The 24,736-nt window shown below is 56.9% G+C and carries 21 protein-coding genes and 1 tRNA gene; 16 read left to right on the top strand and 6 right to left on the bottom strand.

Going from position 1 to position 24,736, the window contains the following annotated elements; translation table 11 throughout:
* Positions 1-150: 150 nt before the first annotated feature.
* From IBT46_RS04030 to IBT46_RS04020, 4 genes are all read left to right on the top strand, one after another.
* Positions 151-426, top strand: coding sequence for a hypothetical protein (locus IBT46_RS04030; RefSeq protein WP_200544209.1), 276 nt, complete (start codon positions 151-153; stop codon positions 424-426).
* 11 nt (positions 427-437) lie between these two features.
* Positions 438-1,340 (top strand): DUF808 domain-containing protein, encoded by a 903-nt coding sequence (locus IBT46_RS04025; protein WP_200544207.1) that lies wholly within the window; start codon positions 438-440, stop codon positions 1,338-1,340.
* 69 nt (positions 1,341-1,409) lie between these two features.
* Positions 1,410-1,541, top strand: coding sequence for a hypothetical protein (locus tag IBT46_RS27550; RefSeq protein WP_255416823.1), 132 nt, complete (start codon positions 1,410-1,412; stop codon positions 1,539-1,541).
* Between the two features lie 179 nt (positions 1,542-1,720).
* Positions 1,721-1,894: a YodC family protein gene (locus IBT46_RS04020; protein WP_234471717.1), complete on the top strand. Its 174-nt coding sequence runs from the start codon at positions 1,721-1,723 to the stop codon at positions 1,892-1,894.
* 55 nt (positions 1,895-1,949) lie between these two features.
* Here the strand turns inward: IBT46_RS04020 and IBT46_RS04015 are convergent, their stop codons facing one another.
* On the bottom strand, positions 1,950-2,273 hold the full coding sequence (locus tag IBT46_RS04015) for a DUF6388 family protein (RefSeq protein ID WP_105591609.1): 324 nt from the start codon (positions 2,271-2,273) through the stop codon (positions 1,950-1,952).
* A 182-nt stretch (positions 2,274-2,455) separates the two neighbouring features.
* On the opposite strand from IBT46_RS04015, the gene yedD reads away from it, so the two are divergent.
* Positions 2,456-2,938, top strand: coding sequence for a lipoprotein YedD (gene yedD / locus IBT46_RS04010; RefSeq protein WP_200544205.1), 483 nt, complete (start codon positions 2,456-2,458; stop codon positions 2,936-2,938).
* A gap of 680 nt (positions 2,939-3,618) precedes the next feature.
* Here yedD and amyA read toward each other — a convergent pair.
* Positions 3,619-5,100: an alpha-amylase gene (gene amyA / locus IBT46_RS04005; RefSeq protein WP_200544203.1), complete on the bottom strand. Its 1,482-nt coding sequence runs from the start codon at positions 5,098-5,100 to the stop codon at positions 3,619-3,621.
* Positions 5,101-5,293: 193 nt separating this feature from the next.
* Here amyA and IBT46_RS04000 point away from each other — a divergent pair, with 193 nt between their 5' ends.
* Complete coding sequence (locus IBT46_RS04000) at positions 5,294-6,277, top strand: D-cysteine desulfhydrase (RefSeq protein WP_200544201.1); 984 nt, start codon at positions 5,294-5,296, stop codon at positions 6,275-6,277.
* Positions 6,278-6,369: 92 nt separating this feature from the next.
* On the opposite strand, the gene putA is transcribed toward IBT46_RS04000, so the two are convergent.
* Positions 6,370-10,317 carry a trifunctional transcriptional regulator/proline dehydrogenase/L-glutamate gamma-semialdehyde dehydrogenase gene (putA, locus tag IBT46_RS03995; protein ID WP_200544200.1) on the bottom strand — a complete coding sequence of 1,316 codons (3,948 nt, stop codon included), beginning with the start codon at positions 10,315-10,317 and terminating at the stop codon, positions 6,370-6,372.
* 444 nt (positions 10,318-10,761) lie between these two features.
* Here putA and putP point away from each other — a divergent pair, with 444 nt between their 5' ends.
* The 5 genes from putP to phoH all read left to right on the top strand — a co-directional run bounded on the left by putP (position 10,762) and on the right by phoH (position 17,280).
* A complete protein-coding gene (gene putP / locus IBT46_RS03990; RefSeq protein WP_200544198.1) occupies positions 10,762-12,243 on the top strand; it encodes a sodium/proline symporter PutP in 1,482 nt (493 codons plus the stop codon).
* A gap of 394 nt (positions 12,244-12,637) precedes the next feature.
* Positions 12,638-13,471 (top strand): iron uptake transporter permease EfeU, encoded by an 834-nt coding sequence (gene efeU / locus IBT46_RS03985; RefSeq protein ID WP_200544196.1) that lies wholly within the window; start codon positions 12,638-12,640, stop codon positions 13,469-13,471.
* A gap of 55 nt (positions 13,472-13,526) precedes the next feature.
* Positions 13,527-14,654, top strand: a complete 1,128-nt coding sequence (gene efeO, locus IBT46_RS03980) for an iron uptake system protein EfeO (protein ID WP_200544194.1) — start codon at positions 13,527-13,529, stop codon at positions 14,652-14,654.
* 6 nt (positions 14,655-14,660) lie between these two features.
* On the top strand, positions 14,661-15,944 hold the full coding sequence (efeB, locus tag IBT46_RS03975; RefSeq protein ID WP_200544192.1) for an iron uptake transporter deferrochelatase/peroxidase subunit: 1,284 nt from the start codon (positions 14,661-14,663) through the stop codon (positions 15,942-15,944).
* A gap of 547 nt (positions 15,945-16,491) precedes the next feature.
* A complete protein-coding gene (gene phoH, locus IBT46_RS03970; RefSeq protein ID WP_123329080.1) occupies positions 16,492-17,280 on the top strand; it encodes a phosphate starvation-inducible protein PhoH in 789 nt (262 codons plus the stop codon).
* A gap of 47 nt (positions 17,281-17,327) precedes the next feature.
* On the opposite strand, the gene IBT46_RS03965 is transcribed toward phoH, so the two are convergent.
* Entirely contained in the window at positions 17,328-18,068 is a 741-nt protein-coding gene (locus IBT46_RS03965) for a nitroreductase family protein (RefSeq protein ID WP_200544190.1), read from the bottom strand.
* Positions 18,069-18,331: 263 nt separating this feature from the next.
* On the opposite strand from IBT46_RS03965, the gene IBT46_RS03960 reads away from it, so the two are divergent.
* The 3 genes from IBT46_RS03960 to IBT46_RS03950 all read left to right on the top strand — a co-directional run bounded on the left by IBT46_RS03960 (position 18,332) and on the right by IBT46_RS03950 (position 20,702).
* Positions 18,332-19,171, top strand: a complete 840-nt coding sequence (locus IBT46_RS03960; protein WP_105595091.1) for an ABC transporter substrate-binding protein — start codon at positions 18,332-18,334, stop codon at positions 19,169-19,171.
* Positions 19,172-19,249: 78 nt separating this feature from the next.
* Entirely contained in the window at positions 19,250-19,963 is a 714-nt protein-coding gene (locus tag IBT46_RS03955) for an amino acid ABC transporter permease (RefSeq protein ID WP_105595090.1), read from the top strand.
* Between the two features lies 1 nt (position 19,964).
* On the top strand, positions 19,965-20,702 hold the full coding sequence (locus tag IBT46_RS03950; RefSeq protein WP_200544188.1) for an amino acid ABC transporter permease: 738 nt from the start codon (positions 19,965-19,967) through the stop codon (positions 20,700-20,702).
* 136 nt (positions 20,703-20,838) lie between these two features.
* Here the strand turns inward: IBT46_RS03950 and IBT46_RS03945 are convergent.
* Positions 20,839-20,926, bottom strand: a tRNA-Ser gene (locus tag IBT46_RS03945).
* Positions 20,927-21,173: 247 nt separating this feature from the next.
* On the opposite strand from IBT46_RS03945, the gene phoA reads away from it, so the two are divergent.
* Both phoA and IBT46_RS03935 read left to right on the top strand, forming a co-directional pair.
* Positions 21,174-22,577, top strand: a complete 1,404-nt coding sequence (phoA, locus tag IBT46_RS03940; RefSeq protein ID WP_200544186.1) for an alkaline phosphatase — start codon at positions 21,174-21,176, stop codon at positions 22,575-22,577.
* A 63-nt stretch (positions 22,578-22,640) separates the two neighbouring features.
* Positions 22,641-23,801 carry a low temperature requirement protein A gene (locus tag IBT46_RS03935; RefSeq protein WP_200544184.1) on the top strand — a complete coding sequence of 387 codons (1,161 nt, stop codon included), beginning with the start codon at positions 22,641-22,643 and terminating at the stop codon, positions 23,799-23,801.
* Between the two features lie 21 nt (positions 23,802-23,822).
* Here the strand turns inward: IBT46_RS03935 and IBT46_RS03930 are convergent, their stop codons facing one another.
* Positions 23,823-24,728, bottom strand: a complete 906-nt coding sequence (locus IBT46_RS03930; RefSeq protein ID WP_200544182.1) for a fimbrial protein — start codon at positions 24,726-24,728, stop codon at positions 23,823-23,825.
* Positions 24,729-24,736 lie beyond the last annotated feature (8 nt).

The following is a 24,736-nucleotide window of genomic DNA, read 5'->3' as shown; positions in this document are numbered from 1 at the left end:
TGAGTAATTGCAGCGCTAAATTCTCGTTTTTTAACGCGGAATAGGGAAATGTTTTTCTTCACAACCGGGAAATTTTTTACAAAATTTGCACTTGTTACGCATAATTGTTTAGATCACCCCCACTTTCTACGGCGAAGCGCAGGGCGAAATATGGCCAGTGTCAAACTGACGGTAAAGCGTTTATATCAACTAAGCGGCGAACGGATGGTCAACACCCGGGCGACGGCGCGTATTTTCGTCGGCGATCGACTGATTGCCACGGAGGAAATTACCGGGATGACCGAAAGCCCGGTGAGCAAGTATCTGCACCACACCGAGCTGCAGGGCCAGCCGGTGCGCGTTGAGTGGGACTGCGAAGGCATTGCCGATATGGCGGTGCTGGAGATTGAGCGGTGCCCCTGCTGTCAACATGATGAACATGAATAAGGAACGAGACTTTGGCGGGAAGTAGCTTACTGAGCTTGCTGGATGATATTGCCACGCTGCTTGATGATATTTCGGTAATGGGAAAAGTGGCGGCAAAGAAAACCGCGGGTGTACTGGGGGACGACCTGTCTCTTAATGCGCAGCAGGTTAGCGGGGTGAAAGCCAATCGTGAGCTCCCGGTGGTGTGGGGGGTGGCCAAAGGCTCATTCCTCAATAAGCTGATCCTGGTGCCGCTGGCGCTGGTGATCAGCGCTTTTGCGCCCTGGGCAATTACGCCGCTGCTGATGATTGGCGGTGCCTACCTCTGTTATGAAGGGGTGGAAAAGGTGCTGCACAGCCTGCACAAAAGCAAAAGTGATGAAACCCCGGAGGCCCGAGAGCAGCGTTTGCTGAAGGTGGCGCAGCAGGACCCGGCGGCCTTCGAGAAGAAAAAGGTGCAGGGGGCTATCCGCACCGACTTTATTCTCTCTGCGGAAATTGTGGCGATCACCTTAGGGATCGTCTCGGAAGCTCCGCTGCTGAATCAGGTTTTGATTTTGTCCGGGATTGCGATTCTGGTCACCGTCGGCGTTTACGGTATTGTGGCGGCGATTGTGAAAATTGACGACCTTGGCTACTGGCTGCAGAAAAAAAGTTCGGCGCTGGCGAAATCGGTGGGCGGTGTACTGCTGGCCACGGCCCCGTGGCTGATGAAGATTCTGACCGTTGTCGGAACCGTGGCGATGTTCCTGGTCGGCGGCGGCATTATCGTGCACGGTCTGCCGTTCCTGCATCATCCTATCGAAGGATTTAGCGCCGGATTGGGTACGCTGGTTGCGGCCCTGGTGTCTAACGGGGCCAACCTGGTGATCGGGTTTATCGTGGGGTCGATTGTGCTGTCGCTGGTAAATTTGATTGCCAGAGTGCGCGGCTAATCGGTATAACGTGCGGCTTGCGGACTCGCCCGGCGGGTCCGTTTTTTTTACCAATGTGGGAGCAATGTGATGAAAGACGATATTTTTGAATTTGATATTGATGCTCAGCTGGAGCAGGCGGAAGCCAACGCAGAGAAAAAAGCCGCAGAATTGCCGGCCGACTTAGGCGATGAAGCTGACTGTGAAGGTTGCAAAATCTAAGTGTAAGTGAGAGCTGGTTCACATAAACGAAACCTGCAAAACTTATGCGATTTTTTTATTTATCGAGTTTTTAACTGCTTATTTGCATTTAACAATTTGTTTACCTCCAGTTAACAGCATCGAAATCAACAAGATGCTATAACTATTCTGTCTTTTAACCGGAAGGGAGGTGCTTTGTGATGTTTATAATCAGTAATGAAGTGCAGCACAAGGATGGTGGACCCGTGATGATTGTGACGGGTGTTGCCAGCGGTATGGTTGAATGTCGTTGGTACGATGGTTTTAGCGTAAGGCGAGAAGCATTCCGCGAGGATGAACTGGCGGCAACGTCAGGTTCTCGTCTGGCCGGTTAAGCGCTACGACCCCCGAACAGGCGTGTTGGCACGTCTGTTCGGGAGGATCGACCGATCACAGTTCGTTCTGAATACAAAACTCTTCCCAGCTTAATCCCAGCGCTTCAGCATGCGAGCGCAGATAGGTTTCAATCGCTTCCACCATCACGGCTTTATCCGGCTCGGCCAGTTGAATGGCAAACAGCACGCCGTCCAGTTTTTTCTCGCGCACGTAGGCCGCGTAGGCGCGATCTTTTTGCAGCGCCTGAAGCTGCTCGATGCTCATACCAACGCTTGCCGCCTGCTCTGCTGTAAGGTTTTCAATGCCTGATTTCAGTTCCGGATGTGCCTCAAGGAACAGATCTTTAGCAATGGCGTAATATTCTTCAACGGTTTTCATAGCGGTCCTGCCTGGGTAATTTCGGCCGCCAGTGTACACGGGGCAAGCGGGAAAAGGAAAGGTGCGGTGCGGGTGCAGGCAGGGTGAAAAGGGCAGAAATCGGTCGTGAACTGGCGATCGGGCTTGCGGCACAGCGGGAATTAATTATAACGTAGCGCGAGATTCATAAAGCAGGGAAAAACATGAAAAACTGGATTATTGCAGGGCTGGCCGTTACCGCGTTGAGCGGTTGTGCGCAGCTGGAAGGTTACAGCAGCGCGGTGAAAACCCCACCGCCGGCATCGCTGGTGGGTAACTGGCAGACGATGGGCCCGCAGAAAGGGCTGGTCAGCCCCGAAGCGCGTGCCAGCCTGATTATTACCGCCGCGGGCGATACGCTTGACTGCCGTCAGTGGCAGCGGGTGATTGCCAAACCGGGCAAGACCACTCTGCTTGATGGTGACTGGGTGAACATCAATAGTCAGTCCCGGGTGATGCCGCTGGAGCTGGAAGGCAGCGTTTTGCATTACGATAAGCTGACGTTGAGCAAGGTGAATCAGCCGACCGCGGAGTGCCAGAAGGCGCTGGCGGATAATGCTGCTCCGCCTGCTGCACAGGCTGCGGCTGAACCAACTGCCACGAAGAGTGGTAAGCACTACAGCGGTGTGTTTAATCGGGCGAACTGATCCGGCTTGAGCCTGGTGCTTGCTGAGATAGTGTGCCAGTGCTGTGTTGTTTGCCGCGCTGGGAGTTAGCGCTGGCTGGCCGTGCCCCCGTTCGGGCGGTCCTCGCGCCGCGTTGCGGTTCCTTTACTTTGTTCGTCAGCCGATCGGACCGTCACAGACGCGCGTCCTGCGCGGCTGTGACTTTCGGCCACGTCCGTGTGGCCAAATCCTGGCTTCCTCTCTGCGTTCAGCGCTGTGGATTGCCCTCTCGGGGGCACGGCCAGCCTGCTGTCCAACATTCGCGTTGCCTGAAAAAAATGGTTTGAATCTATTGCCACCTATGCAGCGAGATGGCTTTTACTCTGTGGCGGATGTGATTTGATTATTTGCTCTTTGAGCTGAATTCATGTGGCATCACACTTTGTTATTGGGGCAGGCTTTTGTCCAAATCCAAAAGCGATGAAATTCTGAAAGGGGACAGCCTCTGCTGCTGCGTAAGGGCATCCGCAGCGCTGAGGTGGAGCCATTGCGCCAGGAGACGACAGCAGGGATGCTGGCGTCAGGCCGGGTTTGAACAGGGACGTTCAATCCTGGCCGATCCGTTCGGCGCAATGGCGTAACCGAGGGTACCGCAACGCGGCGCGAGGACCGCCCTGAAGCAGCAGCAGAGGCTGAACCCCAGCTCACAGCCAGCCGCTACACTATTCCAGTACCCACACGCTCACGCTGCCCGGATTACAGCGGAACGTCGCGACACCGCTCTCGTCACTTTCAACCTGCTCCTCGCGGTGGCCGAGATAATCAAACCAGCGCTTACCGGCAAAATTCTCACCCAGCTCCAGCACTTTCTCCCCCTCATCCCCGTTGGACATGATCACAACGCATCCCGGCAGTTCCTCCGTGCCGCTGCGCGCAAAGGCAACGCAGTTGGCGTGATCGAACCACTCCGTCTGCACGCCGTGCGCATACAGCTGGCGGGCGCGGATCAGCGCTTCCAGCTCTGCAACCACCGGCATATTGATTTCATACTGCTCGCCGTCATCGCCCTCGTCCCGATAGCTGGCACCGTAAAGATCGGGATAAAACAGGGCAGGGACGCCGTTTTCCCGCAGCAAAATCAGCGCGTAGGCCAGCGGTTTAAACCAGGGATCGACCGGCGCTTCCAGCGCCTGCAGCGGCTGCGTATCATGGTTGGCGACAATCGTTACCGCATGCCAGGGGTCGGCGGCAACCAGCGTGTCATTGAAAATCTGACTCAGATCGTAGTCGGCCCCCTGTTTCGAGGCGGTGTGGAAATTCATCTGCAATGGTGCATCAAACAGCATCGTCTTACCGTCCACCTGATCAATATACTGCTGCAGCTTATCCAGCTCGTGCGACCAGTATTCGGCAACGATAAACAGCGGCTCGTCGTTGACCTCCTGGACGTGCTCAATCCACTCTTTGTAGAACCAGGCCGGAATATGCTTCACCGCATCCAGCCGGAAGCCGGTAGTGGCAGGGATTTGCTCCATTACCCAGCGCGCCCAGTACTTCAGCTCCTCGGTCACCGCATGGTTGCGAAAGTCGATATTGGCACCCATCAAATAGTCAAAGTTGCCCAGCTCATCGTCGACCTGTTCGTTCCAGCCCTCGCCGGTATAGTCGTTCACAATCTTGAATACGCCGTTCTCATCGGGGTTTTCAATATGATCGACGCCGCTAAAGCATTTGTAATCCCAGACAAATTTTGAATATTTGCCCTTACGAACCGGGAAGGTGAAGCGGGTCCATGCTTCGGCTTCGATCACCTCATCATCAATCTCATCGCGATTGTCCGGATTCACGCGGTTGATCTGCACCCGTTCCTTTTCATCCGCACCCATTTTGTGGTTAAGCACCACATCCAGAATGACCCCTATCCCATGGGACTTCAGCGCTTCGGTGGCGGCCAGCAGCTGCTCTTTATCACCGTACTTAGTGGCTCTTGAACCTTTCTGCTCAAATTCGCCTAAGTCGAACAGATCGTAAGTATCGTAGCCAACGGAATAACCGCCGGACTCGCCTTTGTACGCCGGGGGTAGCCAGACATCAGTAATGCCTATTTCAGCCAGACTGGCGGCCTTCTCGGCCACTTCAGGCCACAGCTTGCCGCCATCGGGATAGTACCAGTGAAAAAACTGCAACAGCGTGGGATTGCGCATATCCTTGTTCCATTTTTCATCAGTTCGGGATCTGAATTATGGAGCAGCCGTTGTGAAAAGTGTGATCTGAGCTGTAATTTTTTTTCACCGTTATTCAGCCTGGCATTGAGTTATCACCAAATGAAAGATGACCCGATCGCTATCTTCTGCAACACTAAGGAATAATTCGAACGCACATCTCGCGGAGGCCGCGTTGTCCTTACATAATCTTGTTAATTTTCCCCGTGTTGAGCTGCTGGGCGCTCCAACGCCGTTGGAGCATTTACCCCGTCTTTCAGACTATCTGGGGCGCGATATTTTCATCAAACGTGATGACGTTACGCCAGTGGCGCTGGGGGGCAACAAGCTCAGAAAGCTGGAATTTCTGGCCGCCGATGCGCTGCGCAATGGCGCTGACGTGCTGGTTACCGCCGGCGCTATACAGTCTAACCACGTTCGCCAGACGGCGGCAGTGGCGGCAAAACTGGGTTTGAAATGTGTGGCGCTGCTGGAAAATCCCATCGATACCCGTGCAGAAAACTATCTCAGCAACGGTAACCGTCTGCTGCTGGAATTAATGAATACGGAAGTGGTGATGGTGGATGCGCTGCACGATCCCGACGCGCAGCTGGAAGAGCAGGCCACGCTGCTGGAGGCTCAGGGATTCCGTCCGTACAGCATTCCGGTCGGCGGTTCGAGCGCACTGGGTGCGCTGGGCTACGTTGAATGTGCGCAGGAAATTGCCCACCAGAGCGAAGGCGTAGTGGATTTTGCGGCGGTAGTAGTGGCATCCGGCAGCGCCGGGACCCATGCCGGGCTGGCGGTCGGGCTGGAGCAGCTGCTGCCGGATACCGAACTGGTTGGCGTCACGGTTTCCCGTAAAGCTGCCGCTCAGCTGCCAAAAGTGGAATTACTTCGTCAGCAGGTGGCGCAGTCGCTGGAGCTGAACAGCAGTGCGGAAATTACCCTGTGGGATGACTATTTTGCCCCTAAGTATGGCGTACCGAATGAAGAAGGGATGGAAGCGGTGAAGCTGCTGGCGCGGCTGGAGGGAATTTTCCTTGATCCGGTGTACACCGGCAAGGCGATGGCCGGTCTGATTGACGGCATCGCTCAGAATCGTTTCCGTCGTGAAGGACCCATTGTTTTTGTGCATACCGGCGGTTCTCCGGCGCTGTTTGCCTATCATCCGTTTTAAACCTGTAGCGTCTTTCGCCTGACGTCAAACCTGCTGTTGAAAACCGGCACGGTCCGTAAAGACCGTGCCGGTTTTTTTTCAATCGGCAGTGATTAGCCGATAGTCATCAGGCTGGCGTTACCCCCGGCAGCGGCTGTATTCACACTCAGCGAGCGCTCGTGCAGCAGTCGTTCCAGCAGCAGATTGGTTTCTCCACGCGCAAAGCCCTGAACCGACACAATCGCGCCGTCCCGCGCGGCAATGGCCTCGCAGAGCGTACGCAGCTGGTCGGCATCGCCGTGATAGATCGCCGCATCATACTCCCCCTGTTCCAGCGGTCGCTCAGCCAGCGTAATCCGCTGCTGCACCGCCGCAGGAAGCTGCTGCCACAGCGCGCGATGCAGTTCGTCATCCTGCCACAGCGCCTGGCTGCCAACGGCGGTAACCGCTGCCAGCTGGACCAGCGCATCCTGCTCATTGTCGGCAATACACAGCACCCGTTCGCGCGGCAGCAGGGTAAAGGTGTTGCGCTCGCCGGTTGGCCCCGGCAGCAGGCGAACGGTGCCGCCCTGGCCCAGTTCGGCGTAGCGCGCGCACAGGGCTGCCAGCTCGTCGCGGTCCGCCGCCCATTCGCTTAGTGCCTGATGCGCGGTCTGCAGCATCGGGCGCAGCTGCGTATCCGGCGGGCTGAGGCGGTCCTGGCGGTTAAGCGTGGTTTGCAGCGCATCGTCCGGGCGGTACGACAGCAGGCGATACAGATACAGCGGCCCACCGGCTTTCGGTCCGGTGCCGGACAGACCTTCACCGCCGAACGGCTGTACGCCGACCACCGCGCCGACCATATTACGGTTAACGTAGAGGTTGCCGACGTGCGCCTTCTGCGTCACCTGACCGATGGTTTCATCGATGCGGGTATGCACGCCCAACGTCAGGCCGTAGCCGGAGGCGTTAATCTGTTCGATGACTTGCGGCAGGGTGTTGCGGGCGAAACGCACCACGTGCAGCACCGGGCCGAAGATCTCACGCGTCAAATCGGCCACGCTGCCCAGCTCAATCAGCGTGGGCTGAACAAAGGTCCCGGTCTGCCATTCGCGGCTATCCTGCACCTGCTGCTGGGCTGACTGGAATACGGTAAAGCCTTTGTTGCGCATCGACTGAATATGCTGGTCGATGTTGGCTTTCGCCTCGGCATCGATCACCGGGCCGATGTCGGTGGAGAAGCGTTCAGGGTTGCCCATACGGCATTCGGCCATCGCGCCGCGCAGCATGGTCAGGGTGTGATCGGCAACATCTTCCTGCACGCAGAGCAGACGCAGTGCGGAGCAACGCTGCCCGGCGCTGTCAAAGGCGGAGGCAACGATATCGGTGACCACCTGCTCGGTCAGTGCTGAAGAGTCGACGATCATCGCATTCATACCGCCGGTTTCGGCAATCAGCGGCGTCGGGCGGCCCTGCGGATCGAGGCGTCCCGCCAGCCCGCGCTGTAGCAGGGTGGCAACGGCGGTCGAGCCGGTAAACATCACGCCGCGCACACGGGTATCCTGAGTCAGCTGTGCGCCGACCGTTTCACCTGTGCCCGGCAGCAGCTGCAGCGCACCCTGTGGCACGCCCGCTTCATGCAGGATCGCCACTGCACGGGCGGCGATCAGCGGCGTTTGCTCGGCCGGTTTGGCCAGCACGCTGTTGCCTGCGGCCAGCGCGGCGGCAATTTGCCCGCTGAAGATAGCCAGTGGGAAGTTCCACGGGCTGATGCACACCACCGGACCCAGCGGGCGGTGGGTTTCATTGTCGAAATCGTCGCGTACCTGACCGGCATAGTAGTGCAGGAAATCCACCGCCTCGCGCACTTCGGCGATGGCATTGCTGAAGGTTTTCCCGGCTTCACGTACCAGAATACCGATCAGCGTCTGCATCTGGCCTTCCATCAGGATCGCCGCACGTTCGAGGATCGCCGCGCGCTCCTGCGGCGGGGTGGCGAACCAGATCGGACCGACGTTGACCGCCGCATCCAGCGCGGCAGAGACTTCTCCCGGCGTGGCATGACGCACGTGGCCGACAACATCCAGCGGCTCGGCGGGGTTTATGACCGGCAGGCTGTCGCCGGTTTCCAGCGGCGCGTCGATTAGCGGTGCGGCCTGCCAGTTCTCGCTGGCACTGTTCAGCAGGGCGCTGGAAAGCGAGGCCAGGCGGTGTTCGTTGGCCAGGTCCAGCCCGGCGGAGTTCTGCCGCTGGGTGCCGTACAGCTCGCGCGGCAGAGGGATTTTCGGATGCGGCAGTCCCACGGCACCTTCGGCCTGCGCCAGTTTTTCCACCGCCTCGACCGGATCGGCAACCAGCTCATCCAGCGGCAGACTGGTATCGGCAATACGGTTAACAAAGGAGGTGTTCGCGCCGTTTTCCAGCAGGCGGCGCACCAGATAGGCCAGCAGGGTTTCATGGGTGCCGACCGGGGCATAGATACGACAGGGGCGATTCAGCTTACCGTCCGCCACTTTCCCCACGACCTGTTCGTACAGCGGTTCGCCCATACCGTGCAGGCACTGGAACTCGTACTGCCCCGGATAGTAGTTGTTGCCCGCCAGCTGATAGATGGCCGCCAGCGTGTGGGCGTTATGGGTGGCGAACTGCGGATAAATCAGATTGGGCACTGCCAGCAGCTTGCGGGCGCAGGCGATATAGGCGATGTCGGTGTACACCTTACGGGTGTAAACCGGATAGCCTTCCAGTCCGTCGACCTGGGCTCGTTTGATTTCGCTGTCCCAGTAAGCGCCTTTGACCAGACGGATCATCAGACGGCGACGGCTGCGCTGCGCCAGATCGGTCAGCGCATCGATTACCATCGGGCAGCGTTTCTGATAGGCCTGAATGACAAAGCCGATACCGTTCCAGCCTTCCAGTTCCGTCTCAAAGCACAGTTTTTCCAGCAGATCGAGCGACAGCTCCAGCCGGTCGGCCTCTTCAGCGTCGATATTAATGCCGATGTCGTAGGAACGCGCCAGCAGGGTGAGGGATTTCAGCACCGGGTACAGTTCGTCCATCACTCGCTCGTACTGCGCGCGGCTGTAGCGCGGATGCAGCGCAGACAGCTTGATTGAAATACCCGGGCCTTCATAAATGCCGCGACCGTTCGAGGCCTTACCGATGGCGTGGATCGCCTGCTGATAGGAGAGCAGGTAGGCTTTGGCATCGCGGGCGGTCAGGGCCGCTTCTCCGAGCATGTCGTAGGAGTAGCGGAAGCCTTTCTCTTCCAGCTTGCGGGCGTTAGCCAGCGCCTCGGCGATGGTTTCACCGGTGACGAACTGTTCGCCCATCAGCCGCATTGCCATATCCACGCCTTTACGGATCAGCGGCTCGCCGCTTCTGCCGATAATGCGGTTCAGCGAGCGGGAAAGGTTAGCTTCATTGTGGGTCGACACCAGGCGGCCGGTAAACAGCAGGCCCCATGTGGCGGCATTCACGAACATCGACGGGCTGCGGCCCAGATGTGAATGCCAGTTGCCGTTGCTGATTTTATCGCGGATCAGCGCGTCGCGAGTGGGCTTATCGGGAATTCGCAGTAGCGCTTCGGCCAGGCACATCAGCGCCACGCCCTCCTGAGAGGAGAGGGAGAACTCCTGCAGCAGGTTTTGCACCATTCCGGCGCGCCCGCCTGCACTCTTTTGGTGCCGAAGTTTGTCCGCCAGCTGGTAGGCGAGCTTATGGGTGGCCGTTGCCTGCGCGGCCGGCAGGCGTGCCTGTTCCAGCAGCATCGGCACCGCTTCGGTTTCCGGACGACGCCAGGCCGAGGTGATGGCGGCACGGGCAACCGACTGGGGCAATACGCTTTCGGCAAAGTCGAGGAATGGCTGGTGTGTCTCTTCCTGCGGGCGGTCTTCTTCCTCGGCGGCAGTCTGACCGGCCACCAGTTCAGGTAGCGACTGTCCCTGCTCAACCTGCTCCAGATAGTTAAAAATGGCCTGCTTAATTAGCCAGTGTGGCGTGCGGTCAATACGCTGAGCGGCCTGTTTAATGCGGTCGCGTGTGGCGTCATCCAGTTTTACGCCCATGGTGGTTGTGCCCATGCCTGAAAGCTCCTGAATCAGAGAGAATAAACGATAGCGAGCAATATCACTGATGTTGCAACTTTGTGCAACCTCGTTAAATGTGACCTTTTCCTCACTCTTTAAAATCGGTCTTTTGTTAACGCTAAAAAAAGCGGCATGGTTATTGCTGCAAGAATCCCGCCAGGTATGGATGCCGCATAATCCCTGGTTTGCGTGAGGTTGTTGTGTGGTGCAACCCGGTTAAATGTGATGCAGTGCAACCTGCTGACATTTGCTGGTTACTACCGGGTGAAATGACTGTGTGAAGTGTGTTAAATCGATTGTGTGAAAAAGCCGTTTGCGGCAGGATACCCGCCCCCGGCAGGAAGCCATCCTCTAGCGCCGTAGTTACTGCCCCGTTCCGGCAGCAGGCGTGATGCAGCAATACAGGCTGCGGATTCGAATAATAAGTGGAGAACCTGAATGACTGTAAGTACACCGATGATGGTGACCTTTTGTGTTTATATTTTCGGCATGGTGCTGATCGGATTTTTTGCCTACCGTTCAACAAAAAACTTTGACGACTATATTCTGGGCGGGCGCAGTCTCGGCAGCGTGGTGACCGCGCTGTCTGCCGGTGCATCCGATATGAGCGGCTGGCTGCTGATGGGCCTGCCGGGAGCGATTTTCATCTCCGGTATCTCCGAAAGCTGGATCGCTATCGGGCTGACGCTCGGTGCCTGGCTGAACTGGAAAATTGTTGCCGGACGCCTGCGCGTGCAGACCGAGCATCATGATAATGCCTTAACCCTGCCGGACTATTTCTCCAGCCGTTTTGAAGACACCAGCAAGCTGCTGCGGGTGATCTCCGCGCTGGTTATCCTGATCTTCTTCACCATTTACTGTGCTTCCGGCATTGTAGCCGGTGCCCGCCTGTTTGAAAGCACCTTCGGCATGAGCTACGAAACTGCGCTCTGGGCCGGGGCCGCGGCGACCATTGCCTATACCTTTATTGGCGGATTCCTGGCGGTAAGCTGGACCGATACCGTGCAGGCCAGCCTGATGATTTTCGCCCTGATCCTCACGCCGGTGATGGTGATAATCGCGGTCGGCGGTTTGGGTGATTCACTGCAGGTGATTGAAGCTAAAAGCATTGAAAATATTGATATGCTGAAGAATCTGAACTTTGTGGCGGTGATTTCACTACTGGGCTGGGGTTTGGGTTACTTCGGCCAGCCGCATATCCTTGCCCGCTTTATGGCGGCGGATTCCCACCGTTCCATCCGCACGGCCCGCCGCATCGGTATGGCCTGGATGATCCTGTGCCTGGCCGGTGCGGTGGCGGTCGGCTTCTTCGGCATTGCCTTCTTCCAGAACCATCCGGAACTGGCTGCCGGGGTGAACGAAAACGGCGAGCGCATCTTTATTGAGCTGGCGCGTATTCTGTTTAACCCGTGGATTGCCGGCGTGCTGCTGTCGGCGATTCTGGCTGCGGTGATGTCAACGCTGAGCTGTCAGCTGCTGGTCTGCTCCAGCGCGCTGACCGAAGATCTGTATAAGAACTTCCTGCGTAAAAAAGCCAGCCAGCGTGAGCTGGTGTGGGTAGGGCGTCTGATGGTGCTGCTGGTGGCCGTGATTGCTATCGCCCTGGCCGCTAACCCGAACAACCGCGTGCTGGGCCTGGTCAGCTATGCCTGGGCGGGCTTCGGTGCCGCGTTTGGACCGGTGGTGCTGTTCTCACTGATCTGGCGCCGTATGACCCGTAACGGGGCGCTGGCCGGAATGGTCGTCGGTGCGGCAACTGTACTGCTGTGGAAAGACTACGGCTGGACGGAGCTGTACGAAATCATTCCTGGCTTCCTGTTCGCCAGTATTGCTATTGTTGTCTTCAGCCTGATCGGTAAAGGCCCTTCCGCTGCCGCGCAGCAGCGCTTTGACGCAGCGGAAGCGGAATACCGCCGCTGATAACCGCCTGAGCCATTCTGCCGTGTAGCGGGATGGCTCTCCTCTTCCTGATGGGGCTCCTCGATATGGGGAACCCCGTTTGCCACATATCCTTTACGGTAAACGCGGCCCAAAAGTGCGCTCATAGCGGCCTGAATCTGAATGGCCGATCTTTGCGTTAATGAAGGTTACAGTCGCCAGATTTCCACGTTTCATCTTTCAGCAAGCATCTTTTCAGGTTGAACGAAACAAGTTTCCCACCGTTACATTTACTTAAATAATTCCCGCTCGCAAATCAGCAATATTTCACCTGAAACGCTTGTAATTCCTTGTCCGATAATGATAATCGATATCGTTTGTATTTTACTTTTCTTTACCGCACTTGACCGTATTTAACACTTCCGAGGGTGTCGGCATGTTTGTTCCTTTTCTGATTATGCTGCGTGAAGGGCTGGAGGCGGCGCTGATTGTCAGCCTGATTGCCAGCTATCTGAAGCGCACCCAGCGCAGCCAGTGGTTTGGCGCCATGTGGGCAGGCGTTGTTATCGCCGCCGCACTTTGCCTGGCGCTCGGCTGGTTCATCAATGAAACCACCGGCGAATTCCCGCAGAAGCAACAGGAGCTGTTTGAGGGACTGGTGGCGGTTATCGCCGTGGTGATCCTGACCTGGATGGTGTTCTGGATGCGCAACGTGTCGCGCAACGTGAAGGCTCAGCTGGAAGATGCGGTGGATAACGCGCTGAAGAAGGGCAACAGCAGCGGCTGGGCGCTGGTGATGATGGTGTTTCTTGCCGTCGCCCGTGAGGGGCTGGAGTCGGTGTTCTTCCTGCTGGCCGCTTTCCAGCAGGACGTGGGCTATGGGCCGCCGCTGGGTGCGATGCTGGGTCTCGGCACTGCGGTGGTGCTGGGGATGCTGATCTACTGGGGCGGCGTGCGTCTCAACCTGGCGAGCTTCTTTAAGTGGACCAGCCTGTTCATTATTTTTGTTGCCGCGGGCCTGGCGGCGGGGGCGATCCGCGCCTTCCACGAAGCGGGGCTGTGGAACCATTTCCAGGACGTTGCGTTCGATTTTAGCAATGTGCTCTCCACCCACAGCGTATTCGGTACGCTGATGGAAGGCATGCTTGGCTACCAGGAAGCCCCGAGCGTAAGCGAAGTGGCGGTCTGGCTGATTTATCTGATTCCTGCGCTGCTGCTGTTTATGCTGCCGGCACGCGCATCCACCTCTGCGGCGCGCAGCACGCGCTGAAACTGACCGGGCAGGCAGCCGTCTGCCGGTTCAACTCTTTGACAGGGATTACACTATGACTACACACTTTCGCCGCCACGCACTGAATGCCGCTCTGCTGGCCGTTCTGACCTCCTCGGGGGCGGCGCTGGCTGCTGATATTCCGCAGGTCAAGGTTAGCGTCAACGACAAGCAGTGCGAACCGATGACCCTGACGGTGGATGCCGGTAAAACCCAGTTCATCATCAAAAACGACAGCCAGAAAGCGCTGGAGTGGGAGATCCTGAAAGGGGTGATGGTGGTGGAAGAGCGTGAAAATATCGCCCCATCCTTTACCCAGAAGCTGACCGCCAATCTGGAAGCGGGCGAATACGATATTACCTGTGGCCTGCTGAGCAACCCGAAAGGCAAGCTGATTGTGAAAGCCAACGGCAGCAAAGTGAACGACGGCAAGCCGGACGTGCTGCAGCTGGTCGGGCCGATTGCCGACTATAAAGTCTACGTGATGAAAGAAGTCGAGCAGCTGGTTGCCGGAACGAAAGCCTTCACCGATGCGGTGAAAGCAGGCGATCTGGAAAAAGCCAAAGCGCTTTTCGCGCCAACCCGCCAGCACTACGAGCGTATTGAACCGATCGCCGAGTTGTTCTCCGATCTCGACGGTGCCATCGATGCCCGCGAGGACGACTTCGAGAAGAAAGCAGAAGATCCGCACTTCACCGGTTTCCACCGTCTGGAAAAAGTCTTATTTGCTGATAACACTACAAAAGGTATGGATAAATTTGCCGACCAGCTGTACAAAGATGTGCAGGATCTGCAAACCCGTATCAGCGAACTGGCTTTCCCTCCGAGCAAGGTGGTTGGCGGGGCGGCAGGTCTGATTGAGGAAGTCGCTTCCAGCAAGATTTCCGGTGAGGAAGATCGCTACAGCCGTACTGACCTGTGGGACTTCCAGGCGAACGTTGACGGCGCACAGAAGATTGTGAACCTGCTGCGTCCGTTGCTGAAAAAAGAGAATCCGGATCTGCTGGCGAAAGTGGACGGCAACTTCAAAAAAGTGGATACCATTCTGGCGAAGTACCGTACCAAAGACGGCTATGAATCTTACGATAAATTGACCGATGCTGACCGCAACGCTCTGAAAGGCCCGATTACGGCGCTGGCCGAAGACCTTTCCCTGCTGCGTGGAACGCTGGGGCTGGATTAATCAGATATGGCAAAACCCGTTGATGACGTGGCGTCAAGTTCACGTCGTCGTTTGTTGAAAGGTGTGGGCATCCTTGGCGGTGCCCTCGCCGTGACCGGCGGCTGTCCGGTCCATGCAGCCGGTGACGGGAAAGTCTCGTCGCCGGGTACCGTTTCTCCATCCGCCCGCACCGAAAGCCAGCCGTTCTTTGGGCTGCGTCAGTCCGGTATCGTCACGCCGCAGCAGGCGGCGATGATGCTGGTCTCGTTTGACGTGCTGGCTGCGGATAAAGACGATCTGGTGCGCCTGTTTAAGCTGCTGACCGACCGCATTGCGTTTCTGACCACCGGCGGTAAAGCGCCGCTGGTCACCAATCCGCAGCTGCCGCCGATGGACTCCGGTATTCTCGGCGATGATATTTATCCCGACAACCTGACCATCACCGTTTCCGTCGGTGCATCGCTGTTTGATGAACGTTTCGGCCTGCAGGCGCAAAAGCCGCTGAAGCTACAGCGGATGACCCGTTTCCCTAATGATGCGCTCGATGCCAGTCTGTGCCATGGCGATCTGCTGCTGCAAATCTGCGCCAATACCAACGATACGGCAATCCACGCGCTGCGCGATATTATCAAGCACTCGCCGGATCTGCTGAGCGTGCGCTGGCGCCGCGAAGGGTTTATTTCCGATCACGCCGCGCGCAGTAAAGGCAAAGAAACGCCGATTAACCTGCTGGGCTTCAAGGACGGCACGGCCAACCCGGATACCGGCGATGCTTCACTGATGGATAATATCCTGTGGGTGAGCAAAGAGCAGGGCGAACCCGCCTGGGCGCTGAACGGCAGCTATCAGGCCGCGAGGATCATCCAGTTTCACGTGGAGTTCTGGGACCGTACGCCGCTCGGCGAGCAGCAGACGATCTTTGGCCGGGTGAAACACAGCGGTGCCCCGCTGGGGATGGAAAACGAGCACGATGTACCGGACTACGTCAGCGACCCGGAAGGGAAGGTGATCCCGCTGGATGCGCATATTCGCCTGGCGAATCCGCGTACGGCGGAAACGCAAAGTAACCTGATGTTACGCCGTGGCTACAGTTATTCCCTCGGCGTGTCGAAATCGGGCCAGCTGGAAATGGGGCTGCTATTTGTCTGCTATCAGCACGATTTAGAAAAAGGCTTTCTGACCGTGCAAAAGCGTTTAGACGGCGAAGCGCTGGAGGAGTATATCAAGCCGATCGGCGGAGGATATTTCTTCGTTCTGCCGGGCGTAGTGGATGCTCAACACTATCTCGCACAGGGTCTGCTTGAGGCCTGATTAATAATAGCGGGTGCCGCGCGCCCGCTATTTTACGTAATGTCGCTGGCGTCTTTATTTTCAATTTCCTGCGTCCTTGCTGATTAAAAAACGCACTATTCACTTTAATTATGACAGTAATGTTAAATAAGTATTTAATTTAATATTCTGAATTTATTGGTTTTATTTTTTTATAAATAATAACAGTAAAAAATATGTTGCAATTTCGCACCGATATGCTGGAATGAAATTGTAGTATCTTTTCGCATTAAGTATCCCACTACGGAGATAGCGAATGCCCAAGTCCTCTAATGGACCCGTAATCAGAAAGTCGACCATCGCCGTAAAACGCGAGGCGTTCATTTCCTCTACAGCATTCTCTTCTTTAACAATTTATCGCTCCATCAACCCTGTTAATTGCTTTCCGGTGCACTCTGCGCCCCGGCGCGGCTTTGCATCTGTTGCAACGGCCAGACACGGCTTAAAAGGAAGCCAAAACCTCTAAAGCGTTCACGTAATCGCATCGCCGTCCTGATGCGGGAAATGAAACCAACTGTAAGGTGCCACTATGGGAAGACAGAAAGCAGTGATCAAAGCTCGTCGTGAAGCAAAACGTGTGCTTCGTAGCGATTCGCGCAGTCACCGTCAGCGTGAAGAAGAATCGGTCACCTCGCTGGTGCAAATGGGTGGGCTGGATGCAATTGGCATGGCGCGTGATACCCGCGACCATTCCCCGATTGCCGCCAGAAATGAAGCTCAGGCGCACTATCTCAACGCCATAGAAACCAAACAACTGATCTTTGCTACTGGTGAAGCCGGGTGTGGTAAAACCTGGATTAGTGCCGCGAAAGCGGCGGAGGCTCTGATTCATAAGGATGTGGAAAGGATCATAGTGACCCGACCGGTGCTACAGGCGGATGAGGATCTGGGATTCCTTCCCGGGGATATCTCAGAAAAATTCGCCCCGTATTTCCGCCCGGTCTATGACGTTCTGGTTAAACGTCTCGGCTCTTCCTTTATGCAGTACTGTCTGCGTCCCGAAATCGGTAAAGTTGAGATTGCTCCCTTTGCCTATATGCGTGGCCGTACCTTTGAAAATGCGGTAGTGATCCTCGATGAGGCGCAAAACGTCACCGCCGCGCAGATGAAAATGTTCTTAACGCGCCTGGGGGAAAACGTCACCGTTATCGTTAACGGCGATATCACCCAGTGCGACCTGCCTGCCCACGTTAAGTCCGGCCTCAGCGATGCCATGGCCCGCTTTGAGGAAGATGAAATGATTGGGGTGGTGCGGTTTACCGCAGAAGACTGTGTACGTTCTCAGCTGTGCCAGCGTACGCTGCTCGCCTATGGTTAACAGGATTTAAACGTTCAAAGCCCGGCACCTGCCGGGCTTTTTTTTGCCTATTTGTCGATGCCAAAACCCTGACGCAGGATGGCGGGCTGCACGGCAGGGAAGTAGATATGCTGGTAGTAGCTGGCGGTGTTGTTGCCCCAGTTATCGCCGTCGGTACGGCCGGTCTGCTGCCAGTGTTCCACTATCGTCTGGTTATAGCTGCGGATGGTTTCCGGCAGCACGTCCTGGCGATAATGTTCTTCATGACGGAAGCCCGCCATCGGCATACGCGGTTTTTGCGGGGCCTGCCCATCGACATAGCCCAGCACTACGCCCGCGACCGGGAAGGTCAGCTCTGGCAGCTGTAACAGTTCAATCAGCGCCGTTGGATCGCGGCGAATGCCGCCAATCGGCACTACGCCCAGGCCGTGTGAGCGGGCGGCGGTCATTACCGCTTCCAGCGCGATACCGACGTCGGTTGCGCCTGAAACAATACTTTCCAGGCTCTGATGGGCGATCTGCTCTTTGCCTTCGGCGGCGATCGCCAGCTGGCTTTTATGCATATCCAGCACGAAGGTGATAAACACCGGAGCCTGGGCGATCCACGGCTGCCCACCGGCCAGTTCGGCAATACGAGCACGTGTTGCAGCATCGCGGGTGACGATCACGGAAACCTGCTGGGAGTTGACCGAGGTTGGAGCCAGCCATGCGCATTCGATAATGTCATCAAGAATGCTGTCGTCGATGGGTTTGCTAAGGTAGCTACGATCGCTGCGGTGGCTTTTTAAAATCTGGGTTGTGCTGTTCATTAATAATCAACCTGGGTAATTAATAAAAACGCGAAGATAACCGACGCAGAACAGCACGGTTTGCCACTTTGTGCCTGGGATCACATTTTTACCCTCAATGTCAGTGGATGAAATCTTAACTGCCTGCACCCTGCTCACCATGATATGTCCAGATATGACAAATAGATAAAAAACATAAACATAGTCCTTTATATTATTTCCTGAGCCGAGTGGCCCTTGTTAGCTTATCTGCGTGCAGGAATTCAACCATTCAGGAGCTTTCAATGAAACATCGCGCTTTGGCCTTAACGTTGCTCGCCAGTCTGACCGGCCTCGCTGCCGGTGCCGCCCAGGCCGACAAGCTTGATGATATCAAGCAGGCCGGTGTAGTGCGTATTGCCGTGTTCGACAGCAACCCGCCGTTTGGCTATATCGATCCGCAAAGCAAAAAGCTGGTGGGCTATGATGTGGACTTCGCCGATGCTATCGGCAAGGCGCTGGGCGTGAAAGTGGAACTCCGCGCTACCAACCCGGCTAACCGCATTCCGCTGCTGGTCTCGAAGAAGGTGGATCTGATCGCCGCCAACTTCACCATCACCGACGAGCGCGCCAAAGAAGTGAATTTCAGCGTACCGTACTTCGCCACCGGTCAGAAATTTATCGCCCGCAAAGGCGTGCTGAAAACCCCGGATGACATTAAAACCCTGCGCATCGGCGCGGACAAAGGCACGGTGCAGGAGATAACCCTGCGTGAGCGCTATCCTACCGCCAAAGTGATCTCCTACGATGACACCCCGCTGGCTTTCGTGGCGCTGCGTAACCGCAACGTGCAGGCGATTACTCAGGACGATGCCAAACTGGTCGGCCTGCTCGGCAACCTGCCGGCGGCGCAGAAGGCGGAATTTGAAATTTCTCCGTTCAGCCTGACCAAAGAGTATCAGGGCGTCGGTATTCCAAAAGGTGAGGATCGCCTGACCGACGCGGTAAACGACACGCTGATCAAACTCGAAAAAGACGGCGAGGCGGTTAAAATTTACGACCGCTGGTTCGGGCCGCAAACCAACGCTGCACAGCCGCGCGGCGACTTCAAAATCGGGCCGCTGGATCAACAACCGAAAGCCTGACGGGCGGTTCGCCGGTAACGGATAAGAGGGGCGCAGCTTGCTGCGCCCCTGATGCATTTTATAAAACAAGGACAGATCATGAACCTGGACTGGCTGCTGGCACCGCAGTACCTTGACTGGCTGTGGCACGGTTTTTTGCTCACTCTGTGGCTTTCGGCCTGTGCGGGACTGGCCGCCACGCTGTTGGGATTTGTACTGGCCGCAATGCGCGACAGCAGCCTGGAACCGCTGCGCTGGCTGGCGATGGGCTACAGTTCCCTTTTTCGTAATACTCCGCTGCTGGTGCAGCTGTTCTTCTGGTACTTTGCCGCCGGGCAGGTCCTGCCGGGCGCGGCGATGGACTGGCTCAACAGTTCACATCAGGCAGGCCCTTTTACGTGGCCATCGTTCGAATTTCTTGCCGGTTTCTTTGGACTGACCGTGTATTCCTCCGCCTTTATTGCTGAAGAGATCCGCTCCGGGATTCGCGGCGTCGCGACCGGACAGAAGGCTGCTGCGCTGGCAATGGGGCTGACTGGCTGGCAGGCGATGCGCTACGTGGTGCTGCCGCAGGCGCTGAAAATTGCGCTGCCGCCGCTGCTGGGCCAGTACATGAATGTGATTAAGAACTCGTCACTGACCATGGCGATTGGTGTGGCCGAACTGTCTTATGCTTCCCGCCAGGTGGAAACCGAAACTCTGCGAACTTTCCAGGCATTCGGCGTGGCCACGGTATTGTACATCGCCGTTATTGCGCTGCTGGAAGGCTGGGGAATGTGGCGGCAGCAGCGTAAGCCGCTGGGAGGGCACTAAAATGGATTTCAGTATTATTCGCGATAATCTGGGCTATATGCTGTGGGGCACCTGGCCAGACGGGCCGCTGGGCGGGGCAGCGCTGACCCTGGCAATCAGCCTGATGGCCGGAGTGGCCTCGGCGGTACTTGGCACGGTGCTCGGCGTGGCGCTGGCGATGTCTCGCGGCGTGGCCGCCGGGCTGCTGGCGGCGGTGCTGGGTTTCTTCCGCGCGATCCCGGTGATTATGCTGATCTTCTGGACCTACTTCCTGCTGCCAATGGTGTTTGGCGTTGAGATCCCGGAAATCACCACGGTGGTGTGCGCGCTGGCGCTGATCGCATCGGCCTATCTGGCCCATGCGGTTAAGGCCGGTATTGCGGCGATTCCTGCCGGGCAGTGGCAGGCAGGGCTTTCACTGGGGCTGACCCGCTGGCAGACGCTGCGAATGATTGTTCTGCCGCAGGCGCTGCGGATGATGGTGCCTTCCTTTATTAACCAGTGGATCTCGCTGATCAAAGACACCTCGCTGGCCTATATTGTTGGGGTGGGGGAGCTGACCTTTCTGGCGACTCAGGTGAACAACCGCAGCATGGTTTACCCGATGGAGGTGTTCCTGTTTGTGGCGCTGGTCTATTTTATCTTCTGCCTGTCGCTGGATATCCTGGCCAATGCGGCAAATCGTCGCTTCAGTGCGCAGGGCCGGGTGCAGAAGCGATCGTGGCTCGGGTGGAGAAAACAAAAAAGCGCCTTAACGTGAGGCGCTTTCTTAAATACCGTGCAAAACGTCATTCCTGTCGTTCTGTCGAACCCTGTCGGGGCTTCTGACCCTTCTCTCGCTGAGAAACAGGCATAAAAAAAAGCCTGAACTTTCGCTCAGGCTCTCTCTTTAAATATGGTGGTGAGGGAGGGATTCGAACCCTCGATACGTTGCCGTATACACACTTTCCAGGCGTGCTCCTTCAGCCACTCGGACACCTCACCATATTGTCAATCTCATCACCCGCAGGGGGCAACGGGGCGCTACTATAGGCAGTCAGCTGTTACCGGTCAAGCAGTATTTTTCCCTGTGCTTCCGTTCGGTTAACTCCTGAGCAGCTGGTTTACCTCATCACCTTTGGCGCTGCCGTTGTCATTTTATCGTCACCTGGCAGACACAAAACTGACATTGTTGTGTCGCAGACTGGCTCCCTGAAATCTTTAGAAAAATTTATTCATGGAGATCGTAACAATGAAACAGAAAGCCTTTGCCCTCTCGTTGCTGACCGCGCTGGTGTGCTCTACCGCTACAGCGGACCTTGCCACATGGAACCGCGCCGCACAGGGTGATATTACCGAACCGGGCGGTGCGCGCCGACTGACCGGCGATCAGACCGAAGCTATTAGAGCCTCGCTGAGCAATAAGACCGCGAAAAACGTGATTTTGCTGATCGGGGATGGCATGGGCGATTCTGAAATTACCGCCGCGCGTAACTATGCCGAAGGAGCGGGCGGTTTCTTTAAGGGAATTGATGCGCTGCCGCTGACCGGCCAGTACACCCACTATGCGCTGGATAAAAAGAGCCACAAGCCGGACTACGTGACCGACTCCGCCGCCTCCGCTACCGCCTGGGCGACCGGCGTAAAATCCTATAATGGTGCGATTGGCGTTGATGTGAACGGCAAGGACCATCCATCACTGCTGGAACTGGCAAAAGCCGCCGGTAAGGCCACCGGTAACGTCTCTACCGCCGAGCTGGAAGATGCGACTCCGGCGGCACAGATCGCGCACGTCACCTCACGTAAGTGTTACGGCCCGGAGAAAACCAGCGAGCTGTGCCAGAGCAACGCGCTGGAGAAAGGCGGTAAAGGCTCAATTGCCGAGCAGCTGCTGAACGCGCGTGCCGACGTTACGTTGGGCGGCGGCGGTAAAACCTTCGGTGAAGCGGCGAAAGCCGGTGAGTGGCAGGGTAAAACGCTGCTGGAGCAGGCTAAACTGCGCGGCTATCAGCTGGTTAACGATCTGGACGGCTTGAATGCTCTGACCGTGGCCGATGACAGCAAACCGGTGCTGGGCCTGTTCGCCGACGGCAATATGCCGGTGCGCTGGAAGGGGCCAAAGGCAACTTATCACGGTAACCTTGATGGTAAGCCGGTGACCTGTGAAGTGAATGCCGAACGCCCGGCCTCAACGCCAACGCTGGCGCAGATGACCGAGAAGGCGATCCAGCTGTTAGCGGATAAGCCGCAGGGCTTCTTCCTGCAGGTGGAAGGTGCATCGATCGATAAGCAGGATCATGCGGCGAATCCGTGTGGCCAGATCGGCGAAACCGTGGATCTGGATGAAGCCGTGCAAAAAGCGCTGGAGTTCGCGGCCAAAGACGGCAACACGCTGGTGATTGTTACCGCCGACCATGCCCACTCCAGCCAGATTATTGCCAATGACAGTAAGGCACCGGGCCTGACGCAGACGCTGAACACCCGCGAAGGCGGGCTGATGACCATCAGCTACGGTAACTCAGAAGAAGATTCGCAGGGGCACACCGGTACCCAGTTGCGTATTGCCGCCTTCGGGCCACATGCGGCGAACGTGGTGGGTCTGACCGACCAGACCGATCTGTTCTACACCATGAAATCGGCGCTGGATATTAAGTAAATATTCACCTGTCTGGGGAGCTTCGCTACTATTTAAGCGACGCTCCCTTTCAGGAATCTTCCTATGCCGCAAAGCCTGCTGCGCACCCGTGATGGTCACGGTGCTACGGTCACCTTTTCCGAACTGCTGTTTGATCTGATTTACGTTTTTGCCGTTACGCAACTCTCACACTATCTTCTGCATCATCTGACGCTGGTCGGCGCGCTGGAAACCCTGCTGCTGTGGTTCGCCGTCTGGCTGGGCTGGCAGTACACCACCTGGGTTACCAACTGGTTCGATCCGGAAACCCGCCAGATCCGTCTGCTGCTGTTTGTCCTGATGCTGCTTGGCCTGTTTGCTTCCTCGGCGATGCCGCAGGCGTTTGGTGAGCGCGGCTGGATGTTTGCCCTGTGCTATGTGGCGCTCCAGGTGGGCCGCAGCGCGGTGACGCTATGGCTGTTGCCGAAAGGGCATCTGCTGCTGCGTAATTTCCAGCGCATTCTCGGCTGGATGTGCATCTCCGCCGTATTCTGGATACTGGGCTGCTTCTTTGAGGGCGCGGAGAGGATGGTGATATGGGCGATTGGCGTCTGCTGCATCTATTTTTCCCCCATGCTTGGCTTCCCGCTGCCCGGGCTGGGCCGCTCGGACAGCAGCCGCGAATGGACCATTGACGGCCATCATCTGGCGGAGCGCTGCCAGCTGTTTGTGATTGTGGCGCTGGGGGAAACCATTTTGATTACCGGTGCCACGCTGAGCGAGCTGGAAGTCTGGAGTATGCCGATCGTCATTGCGTCGCTGGTGGCATTCGTCGGCAGTCTGGCGATGTGGTGGGTGTACTTCGATACCAGCAGCAAGGCGGGCAGCCATGCGATCCAGAAGGCGGATAACCCCGGGCAGATGGGGGCGCGTTTTCATTATGTTCACGTGGTGCTGGTGGGGGCGATTATTGTTTGTGCGGTGGCCAACGAGCTGGTGATCGTCCACCCGGATGGTCATATCACCGTTGCGGATGCGGCGGTACTGCTGTTGGGCCCGGCTGCCTATCTGCTGGCCAACGCCATCTATAAGTTTCTGGTGTACCGCCGTTTCCCTCTGTCGCATATCGGCGGGCTGGTGGCGTTGGCGGTGCTCATCCCGATAGCCTTTACCACCGATCGCCTGATGGTTAACGGGCTGACCACGGTCGTGATGGTGATCGTGGCCGGGTGGGAGAGCCTCTCGCGCCGCCGTAATCTGGCTTAGGCTGGCGCGATGTCTGATGCGTCACTGATAGGTAAAGGTGACGCCGATGATCGACTGCACGTTGCCTGCCGTCAGATCTCCGCTGGTGCGCGCGTAGTTGGCGGTCAATCCCAGATCGCGCGCGGCTGGACCAACGGTTCCCAGTGAAACCGGGTCGTTAGCCGGAACAACAGTGCCGCTGCGTGTCATCTGCACTCCGATACCCTGAGCTGGCAACGCCGAGGCGCTGTTGGTGAAAATAGAGTTCCCGGCATCTTCCGTGGTGCCTGAGAGGTAGTAGCTGATCTGCTGGTTCTGCGCACACCGGATGTTCAGCGGTACGGCGGCAGAGGCGGGATAGTCCGGCAGCGTCACCGTCACGTTACGCGAAGAGACGTCGCAGCCACCGGTGGGCACCACCACATCATTGTTGGCATAAATATTCCACACGAACTGGAAGGAGTCGTTATCTTTATTGTTGGTTTGGTGCAGGATCAGCACGGCGACCAGCGATCCGGCTTTGATCGTGACACCACCAGCCGTGCTGATGGGGGTCAGATATAGCACGGTTGGCCATCCCTTGTCGGCTTTTGAGGTATAGGTCACCGGTGCAGTTTCCCTGGTGGTTGGAAAGGGATAGCTGGCGCTATTGTATCTTACGGTACCGGTAAAGTTGGCCAGCGCACCGCCGTAGGCCGATCCACGCTGCAGGGTAACGTAGTCGATCATGGTTTCCGGATAGTCGTTATGGCAGAAAATCTGCGACGACAGATCGACCACCAGGTTCTGCCCGACGCTGACGGCAGGTGTAAGGTTAACGTAGACGCTGGCTGCGCCGCCGCCGATCGGAATGGTTGCACCGTTGGCGGTTCGGCAGGCAAACGCCAGAACGTTGGCAGACCAGCTCATCAGCAGCAGGGCGGTCAGCAATGTGATTATCTTTTTCATTAATAATT

This window comes from Erwinia sp. S38, from assembly GCF_016624545.1.
GTDB lineage: Bacteria > Pseudomonadota > Gammaproteobacteria > Enterobacterales > Enterobacteriaceae > Erwinia > Erwinia coffeiphila.
This window is presented reverse-complemented; position numbering and strand designations above follow the sequence as displayed.